4 protein-coding genes are annotated in these 23385 nt (G+C 44.8%); all 4 read left to right on the top strand.

Annotated elements, in window-relative coordinates:
• Positions 1-178: 178 nt before the first annotated feature.
• The 4 genes from ACMAZF_RS03920 to ACMAZF_RS03905 all read left to right on the top strand — a co-directional run bounded on the left by ACMAZF_RS03920 (position 179) and on the right by ACMAZF_RS03905 (position 23179).
• Entirely contained in the window at positions 179-886 is a 708-nt protein-coding gene (locus ACMAZF_RS03920; RefSeq protein WP_435276172.1) for an outer membrane protein OmpK, read from the top strand.
• 386 nt (positions 887-1272) lie between these two features.
• The gene (locus ACMAZF_RS03915) at positions 1273-3501 is read left to right on the top strand and encodes an NADP-dependent isocitrate dehydrogenase (protein WP_435276171.1); all 2229 of its coding nucleotides are present in this window, start codon (positions 1273-1275) and stop codon (positions 3499-3501) included.
• A gap of 165 nt (positions 3502-3666) precedes the next feature.
• Positions 3667-6534, top strand: coding sequence for a M16 family metallopeptidase (locus tag ACMAZF_RS03910; protein WP_435276170.1), 2868 nt, complete (start codon positions 3667-3669; stop codon positions 6532-6534).
• Between the two features lie 397 nt (positions 6535-6931).
• On the top strand, positions 6932-23179 hold the full coding sequence (locus ACMAZF_RS03905) for an Ig-like domain repeat protein (RefSeq protein WP_435276169.1): 16248 nt from the start codon (positions 6932-6934) through the stop codon (positions 23177-23179).
• Positions 23180-23385: the final 206 nt, after the last annotated feature.

Here is a 23385-nt window from a genome sequence, read left to right as displayed (position 1 = left end):
GCATTAAGTAAGTGATCTTGTTGTGCGTAGAGAAAATCAGCTAAAACAAGGCGCTCGATTGACTAATAGCTGGCTATTAGGATTGAGAGCAACGCCATTTTAGTTAATTTTAACAAGTACAAGTGGGCAAATATTTAATGCAATTGGTATTAAACAAGGTCACTCCAAGGGAATTTTTATGAAACTCATTAAAGCTTCAGCAGCAACGCTATTGTGCTGTCTATCGATCAACGCAAGTGCAAAACAATTGTGGTCAGACAATAGCGCAACCCTCATGAAAGGCACGCAATACGAGGTTGGAGACAGTGATAAAACCGTCTTTACTTTCGAACATGCCAGTGGGCACAGCTGGGGCAGTATTTTCACCTTCGTTGATCGTCTTAGCCATGATAATGACAACCAACATGAACTCTATGGTGAGTTTGGCGCAAATATCACGTTAAATGAGTTAGATAACAGCGTATTTAAAGATGTATATTTGGCGACGCAATGGGAGTTTAATTCTGATAAGTTCGCACAGTTTGATAATTACCTTGTTGGTGTTGGCGCGAATTTATCCATTCCAAAGTTTAACTTCGCCAACATTACTTATTATCGCCGTAATAACGAATTAGGCGACAACAACAATCAACTGACCTTTGTTTGGTCTGTGCCTTTTGGCGATTCGATTGTTTATGATGGTTTTATTGATGCTGTTGATAGCACGGATTCAGTAGCCTCAGGTTACAATTTCACCTCGCAGATTAAGTATGATGTTGGCCAACATATTGGGATCGAGAAAAATAAATTCTACGCTGGCGTTGAATACGTTTACTGGAAAAACAAATTCGGCATAGATGGCATTACTGAGAAAAACCCTAATATCATGGTGAAATGGCACTTCTAACACACTGATAACGAGGTGATTTATGTTGTTAATCACCTCACCTTTTTAGGACTTACCTGTAGCTGCCATTTTTATTCATTTAAAGTGAATAAAATTCTACAAACTCTCTCCCCTTTCACTCTTCAAATAGCTGTTAATATAAGCTAGTATGATGCCCTACATAATGCGTCGTTATTACTAACGGCTAATTTTGTAAAGTTAATTACAAAATTATTCACCTTTAGTCGAAATAGCGCATAATTTACCCGCAATATTCTGTATTTGTGTTATTTTATTACGATCTTATACAGATGAAGATTTTAACTCATAAGATTCATTGCTCGAGTCACTATTTAAGAGCACCACATGAACTCTTATGCCTAAAGCACCAAGACTAGGGAAATATAATGTCCAACAAGAATACCATTTATTACACAATGACCGACGAAGCGCCAGCGCTAGCCACTTGTTCACTTCTGCCAATTTTTAGAACCTTTACCGCAGCAGCTGGTATCGACATGCAATTGAGCGATATTTCATTAAGTGCGCGTGTACTTGCAGGATTTAACGATCGTCTAAAGCCTGAGCAACGCGTAGAAGATGGTTTAGCTTTCCTTGGTCAACTGACACAAGACGAAAACGCTAACATCATTAAATTGCCAAACATCAGTGCGTCATTACCACAATTAAAAGCGTGTATCAGTGAACTGCAATCACAAGGTTATGACTTACCTGAGTTTCCAGAAGTACCAGCTAACGCAGAAGAAGAAGCAGTAAAAGCAACGTATGCTAAAGTATTAGGTAGTGCAGTAAACCCTGTATTACGTGAAGGTAACTCTGACCGCCGTGCTCCTCCAGCAGTTAAAGCATTCGTTAAAAAATTCCCTCACTCAATGGGTGAATGGGAAATGACTTCTCAGTCACACGCAGATTACATGCGTGGCGGTGATTTCTTCTCATCAGAGCAATCAGTGACAGTTGATAGCGCGCAAACAGTGCGCATCGAATTCGTTGCACCAAATGGTGAAGTATCACTTAAGAAAGAAGTTGTATTAGAAGCAAACGAAATCGTAGACAGCATGTTTATGAGTAGCAAGGCGCTGCGTGCTTTCTTCGAAAAGTCACTACAAGACTGTCGTGATTCAGGCGTTATGTGGTCACTACACGTTAAAGCAACGATGATGAAGGTTTCTCACCCTATCGTATTTGGTCACGCGGTTTCAGTATTCTACAAAGAAGCCTTTGAAAAACACGGCGACACATTTGCTAAATTAGGCGTTAATCCAAATAACGGTTTGGCTGATATCTACGACAAAATTCAAGCATTACCACGTACGCAACGTGAGCAAATTGAACGTGATATTCAAGCGTGTTACACAGCTCGTCCAGAAATGGCGATGGTTGATTCAGTTAAAGGTATTTCTAACCTTCACGTACCAAGTGACGTTATCGTTGACGCTTCTATGCCAGCAATGATCCGTAACGCTGGTCAAATGTGGGGCCCAGATGGCAACGCGAAAGACACTAAAGCGGTAATGCCTGAGTCTACCTACGCACGTATCTACCAAGAAATGATTAACTTCTGTAAAACAAACGGTTCATTCGATCCAACGACTATGGGTACAGTACCTAACGTTGGTTTAATGGCTAAGAAAGCAGAAGAATATGGTTCACACGATAAAACATTCGAAATTGAATCTGACGGCGTTATGCGCGTAGTTGCACAAGACGGTTCTATCTTAATGCAACACAATGTTGAGCAAGGTGATATCTGGCGTGCATGTCAAACAAAAGACGAGCCAGTACGCGATTGGGTTAAACTAGGTGTTAATCGTGCACGTCAAACTAACACGCCAGCAGTATTCTGGTTAGATCCAGAACGCGCACATGACATGCAATTAATGGTTAAAGTTGATAAATACCTACAAGAGCATGATCTAAACGGCGTTGAAATCCACAAAATGGATTACAACCAAGCGATTCGTTTCTCAATGGAACGCCAAATGCGCGGCCAAGATACTATTTCAGTAACTGGCAACGTATTACGTGATTACCTGACTGATTTGTTCCCAATTATGGAGCTAGGTACATCGGCTAAAATGCTTTCAATCGTACCTATGCTTAAAGGCGGTGGTATGTACGAAACTGGCGCTGGCGGCTCTGCACCACGCCACGTACAGCAAGTTACTGAAGAAAACCACTTACGTTGGGATTCACTAGGTGAGTTCATGGCAATGGCAGTATCTTTAGAAGATATGGGCATTAAACAAGACAACAAGAAAGCAGCTATTTTATCTAAAACATTAGACGAAGCCACTACTGAATTGTTGCAAAACAATAAGTCGCCTTCACGTCGTACTGGCGAGCTAGATAACCGTGGTAGCCATTTCTACTTAGCTAAATTCTGGGCAAACATTGTTGCTAACCAAACAGAAGATACTGAGCTAGCAGCTAAGTTCTCTACGTTAGCTAAAACATTAAGCGAGCAAGAAGAGACTATCTTAAAAGAGCTAAGCGAAGTTCAAGGTCGTGCCACTGAGCCAGGCGGTTACTACCACCCAACACCAGCTCAAGTGAAAGACATTATGCGTCCAAGTGCTACATTAAACGCAGCACTAGCGGCAGCAAAAGATTAAGTTAAGTTAATTTATTAACTTAATCATAATGTTAGATAGAGCCTGTAGTCGATGACTACAGGCTTTTTTCTTTCTGAAATTCACTTACATTTCATCTCCCCTCAAAGCTTGTTATTCCCGCTAACTCCCTTTAGAGTGTTTGCAAATAAAAACGAAGGGAACATCATGAATAACTATAAAAAAGTCTTTGCCTTAAGTGCCCTAGCACTTGCTATTTCTGGCTGTAATGTCACGGGTTCATCCACAACAGCTGTACCTAAAGCTGTGGAATCAACCAACGCTGTAAATTTAGATATCGAAAAATTCACTTTAGATAACGGACTTGAAGTGGTACTGCATCAAGATAAGTCTGATCCCGTTGTCGCTGTTGCTATTCAATATCATGTCGGTTCAAATCGTGAAAAATTAGGCCGCACAGGCTTCGCGCATTTTTTTGAGCATATGCTGTTTCAAGATTCTGAAAATGTCGGCGCTGGTAAATTCATTAAAAATATCGGGGGCATGGGCGGCAGTTTAAATGGTGGTACATGGACCGATGGCACAATTTATTATGAAATAGTTCCTAACGATGGCCTTGAAAAAGTGTTATGGATGGAATCTGATCGCATGGGTTACTTCATTAACACGGTCACTCAAGAAGGATTAGAAAACGAAAAGCAAGTTGTTAAAAATGAAAAACGTCAAAGTGTCGATAACCGTCCTTACGGCCACGAAAGCGGTGTCACGCTATCAGCTCTATATCCAGAAGGTCATCCATATAGCTGGTCAGTTATAGGTAGCCTTGAAGATCTACAAAACGCTACACTTGGTGATGTACGCGAATTTTATAACAAATGGTACGGCGTTAATAACGCAACATTAGTGCTCGCTGGTGATTTTGACAAAAAACAAGCCAAAGCATGGATAGAAAAATACTTTGGTGAATTTAAAGCACGCGGTGATGTCACTCCGCTACCGCCAATGCCAGTCACCTTAACCGAAAGTAAATCACTCTATCACGAAGACAACTTTGCCAAAGTACCGCAATTAGCAATGACCTTACCAACCGTTGATCAAAACAGTGACGATCGCTTTGCCTTAGAAATGCTAGCGCAGATTTTGAGCGATGGAAAAGATTCGGTAATGTACCAAACACTTGTCGAAGAAGATAAGGTTGCACCGCGTGCATCGGCTTATGTTAACCACGGTGAGCTCGCAGGTACCTTCAAAATGGTTGTTCGCGCATTTGATGGTAAAAAACTCGATGAAGTCAAAGCAAGCATTGACAAAGCACTGGAAAAATTTGCCAAAAACGGTGCAACTGACAAGCAGATTGCCCGTATTTTGACGAGTAAAGAAAATGAGTTTTACCAAAGCATCAACAGCGTATTTTCAAAAGCATCAGCACTCGCAACCTATAACGAATTTTACGGCGATCCAAATCTGATTAGTACTGAAATCAAGCAGTATCAAAAAGTCACTAAAAGCGATTTAATGCGCGTATTTAATCAGTACATTCTTGGTAAAAATTTCATTGCAACAAGCTTCGTTCCCAAAGGGCAAATAGACTTAGTCTTAACCGGCGCTGTAAAAGCAAACGTGAAGGAAGAGAAAATAGTACAAGGCGCTGAGAACGATATGGCCGAAGAGGCAACAAACATAGCGCTTGCTCCTGTTGAACAAGAAGCTTCTAGCTTTGATCGCTCAATTGAACCACAGTTTGGCCCAACACCTGTCGTGCAACTGCCGCAGGTTTGGGATATCTCTTTGCCAAACGGCGTAAAAGTATCAGGTATTGAACACACCGAATTACCCGTTGTATCGTTCTCAATTCGAGTCATGGGCGGCCATCTATTAGATTTACCGAGTAAGCACGGTGCCGCAAACCTATTAACCGATATGTTAATGGAAGGCACGAAAAACAAAACACCGCAGCAATTAGAAGATGCGCTAGGCGAACTCGGTGCTGAGCTATACTTTACCGCTAGCGACGAGTACATCACGCTAAGCGGTAGCACCTTGAGTAAAAACTACAATGCTGTGATGGCGCTTGCCCAAGAAGTGTTACTAGAACCTCGTTGGGACGAAACGCAATGGGAGCGTGTAAAGAAAGAAACCTTAGCAGGTATTAAACAAGCAGCTGGTAGCCCAAATGCCATCGCCGCCAATGTTTACGCAAAACTGCTCTACCCTGATAGCAATTTAGGTACGCCTGTCACGGGTACTGCTCAAGATGTCGAATCATTAACCCTTAGCGATGTTAAAGCGTTTTATCACGCCAATGTCAAAGCCAATGTAACCAGCGTTCAAATTGCTGGCGATATTACACAAGCACAAGTTGGTACGAGCATAGGCAAACTGGCCACCTTAAAGCCCGGTCATGTCATGCCGCCAAAAGCTGGCGAACGTATGACGCTTAACAAGTCAAAAATTTACTTTGTGGATGTGCCAGGGGCTAAACAATCATTTATCCGTATTGGTACTCGTGCGATGACAGCTAACTCGAGTGACTATTACCCAAGTGTCGCGGTTAACCACAATCTAGGAGGCAGCTTCTCTGGTCAACTATTCCAAATACTGCGCTTGGAAAAAGGCTATACCTACGGAGCTTATTCAGGCTTTAGTCGCAGCAACCAAGGCGGCGCTTTTACTGCACGCTCAAGTGTTCGTTCAAATGTCACGCTAGAGTCATTAGAAACTTTTAAAGAAATTTTTAATGACTACGAAAATAATTTCGACCAAGCCGCATTAGATAGCGCAAAATCGATACTTGCTAAGCAAGACGCCCGTGCCTTTGAAACACCTAATAGCTTAATGGGGGTATTGCAAAATATTAATACTTACGATCTACCAAATGACTATGTCGCAGATCAACAACAAGCATTAGCTAATATGTCGTTAACCCAGGCTAAATCAGTAATGAAGAAGTATATGGACAGTAACAAGATGATTTATCTAGTGGTTGGTGATGCAAAAACCCAATTGCCTCGCTTAAAATCACTAGGTATGGGTAAAGTGACATTGCTTGATAAGGACGGAAATCGAGCAAAATAAGAGTAAAGTACCGAAATACAATATAAACCACCCGTAAGTGGGTGGTTTTTAATTCAAAATTGAGAATAAAATGAGGGGGTGAAACTCGCTATAAGACTTTAATCAATATGATAAAAATAAAAACTTTCTTTTAGTGCAATTTAACCTTCTATTGATTAATAATCGCTCAAACCAAGCTATATTACACTTTTCATAAAAATCGATAGAAAAAACCTGCGCCAAAACAACCCTAAAGTATTAGATCTCACTGATTTACCCTCCTTAAACTCCTTGTAAGCTATTAATTAAACGTCCTATACTAGATAGTAATTATTTTTGTTTTTTCGGCAAGCGTAAGGTTCCCATTGAAGGGGATTGAAACACTTGTTAAGGGCCAATCATCACAAAGGATTTGAATATGTACTCATTGAACTTAGACAACAATGCTGAAGTAATTGCGCTATCTGGTGTTGTTAATATTTCTGCTGATAACCAACTCTTCGCTGTAGAAATTGGTACTAAGCTTCTCGCTACTGATACATTACTTTTTGAGAGCGATGCTAGTTTCACCGTTCAATATGCTGATGGTTCAATTCTCACTTATGACAAAACCTCACCATCTGTTGTTGAAAAGTTACCAGATGAAATTGACGAAGAAACGCTTGCACTTGCAGAAGAAAGCGTTTCAATTCAGGATGAGATTACCGCTATTCAAGATGCTATCGCATCAGGAGATAACGACCTAGATCTCCCATCCACAGCCTCTGGTGGCAATACTAGTCAAGGTGGAATTTCTTTTGTAACCGTCGAACGGGATAGCAATGAAGTTATTATTGGGTCAGACTTTTCAACCCAAATTATTGGGTCAGACTTTTCAGCCCAAGGTCTAAATTCCCCGACAGCTAACAGCGTCTTAACGCCAATAATTCAGTCTACAGATATAGAACCGTTTATTCCAGAACTCGAATTATCACTTTCTTCATCAATTAACCATCAAGGCAGATTAGTCTCAATTAGTGGCCAAATTAATAATGCAGGTCAAAATGCTGTTGTAACCCTTACAATTACTGATGCGAATGGCACGACTGTAATAATTAATAATGTCCCCGTCGCCGAAGATGGTTCATACCTAATTAACAATGTGGAAATCAGTTCACTCGCTGAAGGCGCACTAAACGTTGCCGTTACTGTCACAGATACCAATTCACAAACCATCGAATCTAACTCAAGCTTTACCTATGATGCAACCGCGCCAAACTCTCCACAATTTTCTATTAGTGCTGGCGATGACAACGTGATTAATGCGGCTGAAAAAGAGCAAGGTATCAATATTGTTGTAGACATAGATCCCACAGATGTTGTGGTTGGCGACACTATTTCAATCTCTTATGGTACGAGCCCAAATCTTACGGTGCAGAGCATTGTTATAACGCAAGAAATGCTTGATACAGCTCCTCCTCAAGCTACATTTAGTGTTCCTGATGAATTAATTATTCATGGGCAAGTATTGCAAGGTTCTGTCACAATATCAGACCAATTTAGCAATATATCGACGCCACAAACTTTTTCTCAAAATGTAGATACCGTACCACCGAGTGCTACTGACCCACAAACAGTACCGGTTATTAATATTCCCGAGGCGTTAGACGGAATTTCAGCAGAAGATGCAAAAGACGGCATCCAAATTGAAGTTACTCCAACTTCTGACAGTGTGCCAGGTGACCGAATTGAAGTCACTGTAAAATCAGATATCGATGATTCAACTATCTTAGAGATTCTTGTAATTCCAGCGAATTGGGATGGTATATCTCCTATAATTGTAACAATTCCAACCAGTAAACTACCTGACAACGGAACTCATAAAGTAACCGCCGTCATCAAAGATGGAAGCAACAACGCTAGCGGAAGTAGTGAAGAATTCTCAATCAATATTAATACGGATTCATCACAACCAACCGTATTTATTCCAGAAGCAGACAATGGAATTAACGCTGTAGAAGCTGCAGACGGAATTCAAATATTTGTAAACCCACCTAATTCGGCTACGCCAGGTTCAATACTTGCGACCACCTTTGATAATGGTGTAGAAGCACCTCAAACATTCCAATCATTTATTCCAAATGACTGGAATGGAGTTGATCAGGTAGAATTAATAATTGCTTCAGCTGACATTCCAAATGATGGAACTTATAATGTTACAGTTGCAGCCTCTCTGCCTTTTTTGGGTCAGCTAGGTGAGCCAAGTATTCCCCAATCGGTGACTATTGATACTAGTGTTCCAGGTACTTCAGGCAGTCCGTCGGTCCCGATAATTGATATTCCAGAAGCAGTTGACGGCATAAACATTGATGAATTTATCGACGGAATTCAAATAAACGCTACCTTGCCATCTGATGTTGTACCAGGTGACACAGTGGTCATAACTATTTCAAATTCGAATGGCACGCCAGTTTCATTCGAAATTGAAGTTCCTAGTTCATGGCAACCTACTGAATTACTCCCACTGACTGTTCCTCCAGAGCTTTTCAATAGTGACGGTACTTACTCAATTACAGCAACCGTAAAAGATCAAGTAGGAAATATCAGTCAGCCGAGTATTACACAAGATATCGAATTAAATATTTCGACAAACAAGCCGGTTGTATCTATTCCAGAAGCAGAGGGCGGAATAAACAAAGAAGAAGCTATCGATGGCATTGAAGTCATCATAATACCGCCTGAAGGTACAAAAGTCGGTGATACAATTAAAGTTTCAATGCATGCAGAAGGATCGGATACACCAATCATTATTGATATTCCGGTTCCGTCTTCATGGAATGGATTTGGTCCAATAAATTACACCATTGATTCAGATGACGCACCCACTGATGGCACCTATACGGTAACAACAATTGTAGTTGATGAAAATCTACAACAGGTTGGAGAAGTTAGTGAAAGCCAAAATATCACCATTGATACCTTGGCACCAGGTGACGTTGGTGAGAACCCAACACCTATCATTGAAATAGCTGAAGCTACCGACGGTATTGATGCAGAAGAATCCAAAGATGGCATTCAAGTATTAATATACCCTCCTTCAGGTACGCTCGGTAGTGATACAATTACTGTGACGTTGACATCTAGTATCGGCAGTACGCCAGTAGTTACATCATACGTTATTCCTGATGATTGGAATGGAAGCGACCCTATTTCAGTGACGATTCCGCCTGAAGAATTACCAGCTGATGGTCAACATGATATTAGTGCAAATGTAACGGATAAAGTAGGTAATACCAGTAGCGATAGTCCATCAGTCACTATCCAATTAGATACAGCAAGTACAAAACCTACGGTATATGTAAAAGAGGCGGAAAATGGCATAAATGCAGCTGAAGTCGAAGATGGCATTCAGATTCAGATCAAGTTGCCGACCGGTACAGAACAGGGAGACTCGATCTCAGTTTCCATTACCTCACTTGATGGCAGTGTTGAAACCAATCACTTATTTACGGTTCCAGATGGTTGGACGCCTCAAGAAAGACTAAATGTTACATTCCCGACAGATAAAGTACCTGAAGATGGCTCATATGAAGTAACAGCTTCCGTTTCTAAAATAGGCCAATCAGAACAAGGCGAACTGAGTGAAAAAGAATCAATATTTATTGATACAACGGCACCAGGTTCAGAAGGTCCAGTCACAAAACCAATCATTTCGACTCCTGAAGTCACTGGGCCATTTGTCAATGAGTCGATGTTGACTGACGGGTTGCAAGTTGTGGTGCAACCACCATCAGGCAGCATTCCCGGCGATCTCATTGAAGTAAACGTATATGACAGCAACAATGTATTAATTATCTCAGTTGTTAATCAGATTCCAGTTGATTGGGAAGACCCACAAACAATCACCGTTAATGTGAATAAAGAAATCCTGACTCCTGATGGTTTATATTCAATCAACACCATAGTTCGCGATGCATCTGGTAATCCAAGTCTAGCCAGCGACAACATTGCCTTGAATGTTGACAGTACAGCACCAGGTGAAGGCGAAGAAATATCACGACCTATATTGGTTGCAGCTGAGTCAGAAAATGGAATCAATAAACAAGAATTAAGTGACGATATTCAAACTGAATTAACACTTCCTGACGGCACATCAATTGGCGATACAATTGTATTCACAATCAGCGCGGCAGATGGTTCAGTAAGAGCCATTGAAATTCCTGTCACAGCAGAACACTTCAATAACGATGAATTGATCCGTCCTTTTCCGATTGAAATCCCTCAGAGCTATTTTACAAGCGAGCAAACTTATACTGTATCTGTTCACGTCAAAGACCCTGCTGGTAATCCTAGTAACGAATCAGAAAAAGTTAATCTCAATGTAGATACTATTGCGCCAGGGGAAAATACTGATAACACATCACCTCAACATGAAATCGCCGAAGCGGTAGATGGCGTAAATGCTCAAGAAATGTTGAATGGCGTTCAAATTTCTGTAAAAGTACCAATTGGCACACTACCAGGCGATACAATAAATGTTCTTATTCAAAACGAATCAATAGGTGAAGATACATACGCGTTTATCATTCCACTAAATTGGGTTCCTACTGATAACGTTGACTTCACCATCCCTAATTCGTTTTATCCCGTAGATGGCGAGTATAATATTACATCAAGTGTCTCTGATCTTGCCGGTAATATAAGCGAAAGCAGTACTACAAGCCTCATAACAGTCGACACTACACCACCAGGGAACGGTTTAAAACCTAAGTTAGAAATTCCAGAAAGTGAAGGCACGATAAATAAAGAAGAATCCATTGATGGCATAGATATCATAGTCACACCACCGGCGGGTACCTTGCCAGGAGATAGCGTAACAGTAACCATTACAGGTGAAGGGATAGAACCTCAGATAACGGTGGACTACATCATTCCCGAAAATTGGGTAAAACCAGATGAAATTCCCTATGTGATTCCTACGACTGTTTTGCCTGGCGATGGCGAATACAAAGTTATTGTTTCAATCACCGATCCATCTGGAAATACATCAGAGCCAAGTAGTCCAGTAAATATAGAACTGAACACCACAGTCCCTGGCGAAGAGAAACAACCATCACCACCAACGCTTGACGTTGTTGATGGTGACAATGGTGTTAACAGCCAAGAGTTCACTGACGCATCCGGCGTCGCTATCGCCATTGGTCTGCCATCTGACAGTCAGGTCGGCGACATCATCACGCTCACCGTGACAGATTCAAGTGACGATGAGCACACGGTAACGCACACGGTAACGGCACAAAATATTACCGATAACAGCGCACTCGTGACAGTGACTCAGTTAACCGGCGTTAACATTACGGATGGTCAATACGACATTAGCGCCGTGGTAACACGTGGTCCGCAAGAAAGTAAGCCAAGTGACACCGCTGAATTTACATTAGATAGAACAGCACCTGGTCAAGGCACAGGCGGTGGCGGTGCAGACGATGCCGTGCTTATCGCTGTCCCTGAGCAAGTTGACGGCGGTAACATCGACGCCGCTGAAGCCAGCGATGGTATTCTTGTGAATGTCACCCCGCCAATCGGCTCTGAGCTGGGTGATACTATCACCTTGACCCTAACCGATGCTGATGGCAACGATGTACTTGTTGAGCACACCATTGAAGCCCCTTGGGCACAAGGCGGCGTGGTTGCAGTGACGATTCCTGTGAGCGCTATCAGTGACGGCGGTAAGTTCGTTGATGGTGATTACACCGTAAGCGCAACCGTCACCGACCAACAAGGTAACGAAAGTGCGCCAAGTGATAATACAGGCATTACACTAGCCACCGACACAGATGGCGGCAGCGGCGCTGTCACGCCTCCTATCATTAGCCTGCCTGCAGCAGATGATGGCCTGATTAACAAAACAGAGCTTGACGGCTTAACACTCACCATCACCCCGCCGGCAGATGCACAGCCAAATGGCGTTATTAACGTCACGCTAACCCCTGCAACCGGCCCAACTGTTGTCGTGCCTGTCACTATCCCATCAACATGGGTAGCCGGTGACACCATTGACCAACTTATCACTAGCCTTAACCACGGCGATAAAATCACCGTAACAGCAACCATCACCAAAGATGACGTCGATAGCACCAGTACGCCTATCGACTTTACCGTTGATACACAACCACCAGGGACAGGTACCGGTGAAGGCGGTAGCGATGCAGCGCCTGGCGTTACTATTGCTGAAGCCATTGACAATGTGACCCTTGAGGAAGCTAACGATGGGGTTGAGGTATTAGTCACTCCACCAACTGACTCACTGCCTGGCGACACTATTACACTGACCGTGACACAACCTGGCGGCGCTGTTGTGACTGTCGAGCAAGTCATTAATACCACGTGGGATGGCACCTCGCCTATTACCGTGACTATCCCAGTTAGCGACATCAGCGTGGATGGCACCTTTAACGATGGCGACTACGCCGTTAGCGCCACCATTACTGACGAAGCAGGTAATACATCATTACCAGAGACAGCGACCTTTACGCTTGATACGTCAATACAGCACGTACCAGAGCTCACGATTGAAGAAGCGCAAGATAATCTCGTTGATGCCCAAGAAGCTTCTGACGGCCTGCAAGCAAGCGTTAAACTCACTGCAGGCGCCCTACAGGGCGATAGCATTGTTATTACCCTACTCGATAGTAATGGTCATACCATTACCACCTACGAGCACGTATTAACAAGTGATGTCGCTGTAAATGAATCAGTGGCGATTACCGTCCCTGTGACCGGCCTTGAAAACGGCAATTACACCGCTAACGCAAGTGTTGTTAGTAGTAATGGTAACGCGGGCGCTGTCAGTAACGACATTGACTTCAAGTTAGACACAACGATTCCTGGCGAAGAGAAACAACCATCACCACCAACGCTTGACGTTGTTGATGGTGACAATGGTGTTAACAGCCAAGAGTTCACTGACGCATCCGGCGTCGCTATCGCCATTGGTCTGCCATCTGACAGTCAGGTCGGCGACATCATCACGCTCACCGTGACAGATTCAAGTGACGATGAGCACACGGTAACGCACACGGTAACGGCACAAAATATTACCGATAACAGCGCACTCGTGACAGTGACTCAGTTAACCGGCGTTAACATTACGGATGGTCAATACGACATTAGCGCCGTGGTAACACGTGGTCCGCAAGAAAGTAAGCCAAGTGACACCGCTGAATTTACATTAGATAGAACAGCACCTGGTCAAGGCACAGGCGGTGGCGGTGCAGACGATGCCGTGCTTATCGCTGTCCCTGAGCAAGTTGACGGCGGTAACATCGACGCCGCTGAAGCCAGCGATGGTATTCTTGTGAATGTCACCCCGCCAATCGGCTCTGAGCTGGGTGATACTATCACCTTGACCCTAACCGATGCTGATGGCAACGATGTACTTGTTGAGCACACCATTGAAGCCCCTTGGGCACAAGGCGGCGTGGTTGCAGTGACGATTCCTGTGAGCGCTATCAGTGACGGCGGTAAGTTCGTTGATGGTGATTACACCGTAAGCGCAACCGTCACCGACCAACAAGGTAACGAAAGTGCGCCAAGTGATAATACAGGCATTACACTAGCCACCGACACAGATGGCGGCAGCGGCGCTGTCACGCCTCCTATCATTAGCCTGCCTGCAGCAGATGATGGCCTGATTAACAAAACAGAGCTTGACGGCTTAACACTCACCATCACCCCGCCGGCAGATGCACAGCCAAATGGCGTTATTAACGTCACGCTAACCCCTGCAACCGGCCCAACTGTTGTCGTGCCTGTCACTATCCCATCAACATGGGTAGCCGGTGACACCATTGACCAACTTATCACTAGCCTTAACCACGGCGATAAAATCACCGTAACAGCAACCATCACCAAAGATGACGTTGATAGCACCAGTACGCCTATCGACTTTACCGTTGATACACAACCACCAGGGACAGGTACCGGTGAAGGCGGTAGCGATGCAGCGCCTGGCGTTACTATTGCTGAAGCCATTGACAATGTGACCCTTGAGGAAGCTAACGATGGGGTTGAGGTATTAGTCACTCCACCAACTGACTCACTGCCTGGCGACACTATTACACTGACCGTGACACAACCTGGCGGCGCTGTTGTGACTGTCGAGCAAGTCATTAATACCACGTGGGATGGCACCTCGCCTATTACCGTGACTATCCCAGTCAGCGACATCAGCGTGGATGGCACCTTTAACGATGGCGACTACGCCGTTAGCGCCACCATTACTGACGAAGCAGGTAATACATCATTACCAGAGACAGCGACCTTTACGCTTGATACGTCAATACAGCACGTACCAGAGCTCACGATTGAAGAAGCGCAAGATAATCTCGTTGATGCCCAAGAAGCTTCTGACGGCCTGCAAGCAAGCGTTAAACTCACTGCAGGCGCCCTACAGGGCGATAGCATTGTTATTACCCTACTCGATAGTAATGGTCATACCATTACCACCTACGAGCACGTATTAACAAGTGATGTCGCTGTAAATGAATCAGTGGCGATTACCGTCCCTGTGACCGGCCTTGAAAACGGCAATTACACCGCTAACGCAAGTGTTGTTAGTAGTAATGGTAACGCGGGTGCTGTCAGTAACGACATTGACTTCAAGTTAGACACAACGATTCCTGGCGAAGAGAAACAACCATCACCACCAACGCTTGACGTTGTTGATGGTGACAATGGTGTTAACAGCCAAGAGTTCACTGACGCATCCGGCGTCGCTATCGCCATTGGTCTGCCATCTGACAGTCAGGTCGGCGACATCATCACGCTCACCGTGACAGATTCAAGTGACGATGAGCACACGGTAACGCACACGGTAACGGCACAAAATATTACCGATAACAGCGCACTCGTGACAGTGACTCAGTTAACCGGCGTTAACATTACGGATGGTCAATACGACATTAGCGCCGTGGTAACACGTGGTCCGCAAGAAAGTAAGCCAAGTGACACCGCTGAATTTACATTAGATAGAACAGCACCTGGTCAAGGCACAGGCGGTGGCGGTGCAGACGATGCCGTGCTTATCGCTGTCCCTGAGCAAGTTGACGGCGGTAACATCGACGCCGCTGAAGCCAGCGATGGTATTCTTGTGAATGTCACCCCGCCAATCGGCTCTGAGCTGGGTGATACTATCACCTTGACCCTAACCGATGCTGATGGCAACGATGTACTTGTTGAGCACACCATTGAAGCCCCTTGGGCACAAGGCGGCGTGGTTGCAGTGACGATTCCTGTGAGCGCTATCAGTGACGGCGGTAAGTTCGTTGATGGTGATTACACCGTAAGCGCAACCGTCACCGACCAACAAGGTAACGAAAGTGCGCCAAGTGATAATACAGGCATTACACTAGCCACCGACACAGATGGCGGCAGCGGCGCTGTCACGCCTCCTATCATTAGCCTGCCTGCAGCAGATGATGGCCTGATTAACAAAACAGAGCTTGACGGCTTAACACTCACCATCACCCCGCCGGCAGATGCACAGCCAAATGGCGTTATTAACGTCACGCTAACCCCTGCAACCGGCCCAACTGTTGTCGTGCCTGTCACTATCCCATCAACATGGGTAGCCGGTGACACCATTGACCAACTTATCACTAGCCTTAACCACGGCGATAAAATCACCGTAACAGCAACCATCACCAAAGATGGCTCCGATAGCACCAGTACGCCTATCGACTTTACCGTTGATACACAACCACCAGGGACAGGTACCGGTGAAGGCGGTAGCGATGCAGCGCCTGGCGTTACTATTGCTGAAGCCATTGACAATGTGACCCTTGAGGAAGCTAACGATGGGGTTGAGGTATTAGTCACTCCACCAACTGACTCACTGCCTGGCGACACTATTACACTGACCGTGACACAACCTGGCGGCGCTGTTGTGACTGTCGAGCAAGTCATTAATACCACGTGGGATGGCACCTCGCCTATTACCGTGACTATCCCAGTTAGCGACATCAGCGTGGATGGCACCTTTAACGATGGCGACTACGCCGTTAGCGCCACCATTACTGACGAAGCAGGTAATACATCATTACCAGAGACAGCGACCTTTACGCTTGATACGTCAATACAGCACGTACCAGAGCTCACGATTGAAGAAGCGCAAGATAATCTCGTTGATGCCCAAGAAGCTTCTGACGGCCTGCAAGCAAGCGTTAAACTCACTGCAGGCGCCCTACAGGGCGATAGCATTGTTATTACCCTACTCGATAGTAATGGTCATACCATTACCACCTACGAGCACGTATTAACAAGTGATGTCGCTGTAAATGAATCAGTGGCGATTACCGTCCCTGTGACCGGCCTTGAAAACGGCAATTACACCGCTAACGCAAGTGTTGTTAGTAGTAATGGTAACGCGGGCGCTGTCAGTAACGACATTGACTTCAAGTTAGACACAACGATTCCTGGCGAAGAGAAACAACCATCACCACCAACGCTTGACGTTGTTGATGGTGACAATGGTGTTAACAGCCAAGAGTTCACTGACGCATCCGGCGTCGCTATCGCCATTGGTCTGCCATCTGACAGTCAGGTCGGCGACATCATCACGCTCACCGTGACAGATTCAAGTGACGATGAGCACACGGTAACGCACACGGTAACGGCACAAAATATTACCGATAACAGCGCACTCGTGACAGTGACTCAGTTAACCGGCGTTAACATTACGGATGGTCAATACGACATTAGCGCCGTGGTAACACGTGGTCCGCAAGAAAGTAAGCCAAGTGACACCGCTGAATTTACATTAGATAGAACAGCACCTGGTCAAGGCACAGGCGGTGGCGGTGCAGACGATGCCGTGCTTATCGCTGTCCCTGAGCAAGTTGACGGCGGTAACATCGACGCCGCTGAAGCCAGCGATGGTATTCTTGTGAATGTCACCCCGCCAATCGGCTCTGAGCTGGGTGATACTATCACCTTGACCCTAACCGATGCTGATGGCAACGATGTACTTGTTGAGCACACCATTGAAGCCCCTTGGGCACAAGGCGGCGTGGTTGCAGTGACGATTCCTGTGAGCGCTATCAGTGACGGCGGTAAGTTCGTTGATGGTGATTACACCGTAAGCGCAACCGTCACCGACCAACAAGGTAACGAAAGTGCGCCAAGTGATAATACAGGCATTACACTAGCCACCGACACAGATGGCGGCAGCGGCGCTGTCACGCCTCCTATCATTAGCCTGCCTGCAGCAGATGATGGCCTGATTAACAAAACAGAGCTTGACGGCTTAACACTCACCATCACCCCGCCGGCAGATGCACAGCCAAATGGCGTTATTAACGTCACGCTAACCCCTGCAACCGGCCCAACTGTTGTCGTGCCTGTCACTATCCCATCAACATGGGTAGCCGGTGACACCATTGACCAACTTATCACTAGCCTTAACCACGGCGATAAAATCACCGTAACAGCAACCATCACCAAAGATGACGTCGATAGCACCAGTACGCCTATCGACTTTACCGTTGATACACAACCACCAGGGACAGGTACCGGTGAAGGCGGTAGCGATGCAGCGCCTGGCGTTACTATTGCTGAAGCCATTGACAATGTGACCCTTGAGGAAGCTAACGATGGGGTTGAGGTATTAGTCACTCCACCAACTGACTCACTGCCTGGCGACACTATTACACTGACCGTGACACAACCTGGCGGCGCTGTTGTGACTGTCGAGCAAGTCATTAATACCACGTGGGATGGCACCTCGCCTATTACCGTGACTATCCCAGTCAGCGACATCAGCGTGGATGGCACCTTTAACGATGGCGACTACGCCGTTAGCGCCACCATTACTGACGAAGCAGGTAATACATCATTACCAGAGACAGCGACCTTTACGCTTGATACGTCAATACAGCACGTACCAGAGCTCACGATTGAAGAAGCGCAAGATAATCTCGTTGATGCCCAAGAAGCTTCTGACGGCCTGCAAGCAAGCGTTAAACTCACTGCAGGCGCCCTACAGGGCGATAGCATTGTTATTACCCTACTCGATAGTAATGGTCATACCATTACCACCTACGAGCACGTATTAACAAGTGATGTCGCTGTAAATGAATCAGTGGCGATTACCGTCCCTGTGACCGGCCTTGAAAACGGCAATTACACCGCTAACGCAAGTGTTGTTAGTAGTAATGGTAACGCGGGTGCTGTCAGTAACAACATTGACTTCAAGTTAGACACAACGATTCCTGGCGAAGAGAAACAACCATCACCACCAACGCTTGACGTTGTTGATGGTGACAATGGTGTTAACAGCCAAGAGTTCACTGACGCATCCGGCGTCGCTATCGCCATTGGTCTGCCATCTGACAGTCAGGTCGGCGACATCATCACGCTCACCGTGACAGATTCAAGTGACGATGAGCACACGGTAACGCACACGGTAACGGCACAAAATATTACCGATAACAGCGCACTCGTGACAGTGACTCAGTTAACCGGCGTTAACATTACGGATGGTCAATACGACATTAGCGCCGTGGTAACACGTGGTCCGCAAGAAAGTAAGCCAAGTGACACCGCTGAATTTACATTAGATAGAACAGCACCTGGTCAAGGCACAGGCGGTGGCGGTGCAGACGATGCCGTGCTTATCGCTGTCCCTGAGCAAGTTGACGGCGGTAACATCGACGCCGCTGAAGCCAGCGATGGTATTCTTGTGAATGTCACCCCGCCAATCGGCTCTGAGCTGGGTGATACTATCACCTTGACCCTAACCGATGCTGATGGCAACGATGTACTTGTTGAGCACACCATTGAAGCCCCTTGGGCACAAGGCGGCGTGGTTGCAGTGACGATTCCTGTGAGCGCTATCAGTGACGGCGGTAAGTTCGTTGATGGTGATTACACCGTAAGCGCAACCGTCACCGACCAACAAGGTAACGAAAGTGCGCCAAGTGATAATACAGGCATTACACTAGCCACCGACACAGATGGCGGCAGCGGCGCTGTCACGCCTCCTATCATTAGCCTGCCTGCAGCAGATGATGGCCTGATTAACAAAACAGAGCTTGACGGCTTAACACTCACCATCACCCCGCCGGCAGATGCACAGCCAAATGGCGTTATTAACGTCACGCTAACCCCTGCAACCGGCCCAACTGTTGTCGTGCCTGTCACTATCCCATCAACATGGGTAGCCGGTGACACCATTGACCAACTTATCACTAGCCTTAACCACGGCGATAAAATCACCGTAACAGCAACCATCACCAAAGATGGCTCCGATAGCACCAGTACGCCTATCGACTTTACCGTTGATACACAACCACCAGGGACAGGTACCGGTGAAGGCGGTAGCGATGCAGCGCCTGGCGTTACTATTGCTGAAGCCATTGACAATGTGACCCTTGAGGAAGCTAACGATGGGGTTGAGGTATTAGTCACTCCACCAACTGACTCACTGCCTGGCGACACTATTACACTGACCGTGACACAACCTGGCGGCGCTGTTGTGACTGTCGAGCAAGTCATTAATGCCACGTGGGATGGCACCTCGCCTATTACCGTGACTATCCCAGTCAGCGACATCAGCGTGGATGGCGCCTTTAACGATGGCGACTACGCCGTTAGCGCCACCATTACTGACGAAGCAGGTAATACATCATTAGCTGGAACTGAAAATTTCACGTTAGACACCGCAATAGATGTTCCACCAGCAATTTCAATTAAAGGGGTTGACGCAGCTAGCGGCGATACCATTATTGATGCTGAAGAGATCCAGAATACTGGTGGTGAAAAAGTCATTACTGTGAGCGTATCACTGCCAGATGGAACAGAAGTCGGCGATACAATTAGACTATTTGTTTCAACGGAAATAGATCCTCAGGGGTTCATTGATACAACAATTCCACTGGGAACTGACTTAGGACAACCATTCACTATTGAAGTAGATGCACCAGAAGATGGTGACTACAGTATTGCAGCCCAAATAATTGACACTGCAGGTCAAACAAGCAGTAAAAGTATTGATACTGAATTTACGATCGACACTAAAGCTCACACAATAATATTAGAAGGTCCAGGTGTTGATGTTGTAGAGGGTCAAGCTACTGGTGAGTACACCATTACATTAAGTAAAGAAGTCCCTGCTGGTGAATCGGTAACAGTGTTCCTTGAATATTCGGGAACAGCAGATGATGGAGACGATTTTACTGGTAGAACATCTGTAGAAATCGGAGCAGGTCAAACTAGTGTCAAATTTAACTTACAAACAATTGATGATGCAGCACTTGAGGAAAATGAGACATTAACTGTCACCTTGAAGAATGTGGTGGATACAAACAACGCGACAGGAACTGCTGGCTTCGCTACATTGCCAGTTATCGACAGAAACCAAGATCAAGCCACGATCAATATAACTCCAGATCCTGCACCAGTTGATGAAAAAGATATTCCAAAAATATCAGTCGAAGGCCCTGATGAAGTGAGAGAAGGTGAAGAAGCAGTCTTTACCTTTAAAATTTCTGATGAACCTAGCGAACTTTTCGCTCCTAATTTGGTACACATTTTTGGAGAGGTTGCAGTCGCAATCATCGTTGAAGTAAGTGGAGTAGACACAATTTCTGGTCAAAATGTAACAGAAGAAATAAGACTATTTATCAATGTAGGACAATCAGAAATCACGCATTCTGTTACCTCTATTGCGGATTCACTCAAGGAAGAGACAGAAAATATAACAGTCTCTATTAAAGAAATATTGAATAATATCCCAAGTCAAAATCCTAACTGGAACTTTGGTGGCTTTGAAAGCGCACCGATTATTTCACCGACTAATGGCACAGCAACAACTCGTGTAATCGATCAACAGTTTGAGATATTGGACGCAATCGATTTATCAGAGAGTAATGATTTTAGTAGTACTGCAATCCGAGGTATTGGCGGAACGGTTGGACAGTTGGTTGAACTACTCGACCAAAGTGACTTAGTAATCGGAAGTGGTTTTGTAAAAACGGATGGAACTTGGGAGGTAGAAGTTAATTCCTCTGTTACAGCCAACGCCGTACACACGATTAAAGCACAGCTTTTTGAAGGCGCATTAGATTCTTCATCAGTTATCAATACAACTGATGAGATTAGTTACCTAAAATCAAATTCAGAAGAGACAACAGCACAAATAACTAATGACAATGCCGTTGAGCAAGAGTTTATATTTACTGGTTTAAGTGATGACAGAATTGTCGTATCTGTTGATAATCCAAATAGCCTGAAAGTCGACGGAGGAGATGGTACTGATACGCTAGTACTTGATGCATACGACACAGACTTTATTGCAGGGCTAGATGACGATGGAAACGTAACCCTTACTTATCGGAAAGGTACGAACAAAGTAATCACATTAATCGATATAGAGAAAGTTGCTTTTGTAGACAATACGGTTGACGTGAATGACTTAAGAGATACACGAATTGTCATTCGTGATGGCGATGGAATCCTTAAAAGTACTGATCTTTCACATAAGATCTATATCGGTGGGCAACTAGCGGACGGACATACGCCTGAAGATATTGTGCTAGTAGGGACTGTAGGTGGAAGATCAATTGTTCATACTATCTCTAAAGACAATATCACTGTAACAGATGACGGTATGTTTTTTGTCGATGTCGATAATCTTGGAGCCATAACATTTGATGGAGAAGATGTTGGTTTCAATGATGCAACCCAACTAATTGCCTTTATGAAAACGAGGGATGCTGATGGATTAATACACGATTCAGTCCAAGATGAGAGCATCATTCATACTAGGCCTCCAGAAGCTGTAGCCAAAATAACAGAAATAACGGAAGATGATGGCTTATTTGACGATGATTTTATTACAACAGATAATCAATTAACTATCTCAGGTACAATTAGCAAAGCGTTATTAGAGGACGAGACTTTACAAATTTTTGTAAATAATGAATGGATTACAATTGAGTCTTCCTCTTTAGTCTCTATTAATGGTACAGATATGTTTACCTGGAGCTATGTAGATAACCGCTCATTGCCAGATGGGGAATACGAGTATCGAGCACAAGTTATTGACGATCTAGGACTTTCGAGTTCAACATCTCGACAAGTTGTAATTGTCGACCAAAATAACACTCATAATAGTGGTGCACAGGTTAGCTTCACTAACGTCTTGGCAGATACGGGTGTCAGTGATAGCGACTACAGAACCAACTATGCTCAATACTTAATAAAAGGGGAAGTCAGTACAAAATTGCAAGATGATGAAAAAGTTCAAATTCTTGTGGGAACTGAGTGGGTTGATCTAACGATACAATCTACTATAAGTCCAGGTATTCCTACAGTCTATAATTGGTTTTATCGCGTAGATAAACCATTGGATGATGGTGTATATGATTATCAAGCGAGAATAGTTAGTGCAGCAGGACACATTGTCGGTGATGTAGTTAGTCAATCTATAACTGTCGATAAAACATTGACTGATACAGAAATTTCGATTAAATCACTGGGCGTTGATCCAATAACAGGAAACGAACAAGATACAGGATTGTCTAATAGCGACTTCCATACGAATGTAAATTCTGACATTGTTCTTATTGGCCAGCTGAACAAAAACATTAGCGAGCGACGAATTTCTAGAAATTCAAATCCTAGGTGAATGGATTACGATTGACTCAGCAAACATTACAACAGGCGCAGATGGTATAGTCACTTGGACATATACAGATACACGACAAAACCTTGCTGACAGACAGCACACTTATGCGCTAAGAGTTAGTGATATTGCTGGTAATGTTACTGAAACATATAGTAAAAATATCTATATTGATACTAATTCTACTGCGACAAACGCTAGTACTGGTG

The organism is Psychrobium sp. nBUS_13, from assembly GCF_051201665.1.
GTDB lineage: Bacteria > Pseudomonadota > Gammaproteobacteria > Enterobacterales > Psychrobiaceae > Psychrobium.
The sequence above is the reverse complement of the archived record's forward strand: the minus strand, read 5'-3'. Positions and strand labels throughout refer to the sequence as shown.

Excerpts from the sequence above, each read along its gene's own strand:
- ACMAZF_RS03910 (WP_435276170.1), top strand. The coding sequence starts at position 3,667 with ATGAATAACTATAAAAAAGTCTTTGCCTTAAGTGCCCTAGCACTTGCT.
- ACMAZF_RS03920 (WP_435276172.1), top strand. The coding sequence starts at position 179 with ATGAAACTCATTAAAGCTTCAGCAGCAACGCTATTGTGCTGTCTATCG.
- ACMAZF_RS03915 (WP_435276171.1), top strand. The coding sequence starts at position 1,273 with ATGTCCAACAAGAATACCATTTATTACACAATGACCGACGAAGCGCCA.
- ACMAZF_RS03905 (WP_435276169.1), top strand. The coding sequence starts at position 6,932 with ATGTACTCATTGAACTTAGACAACAATGCTGAAGTAATTGCGCTATCT.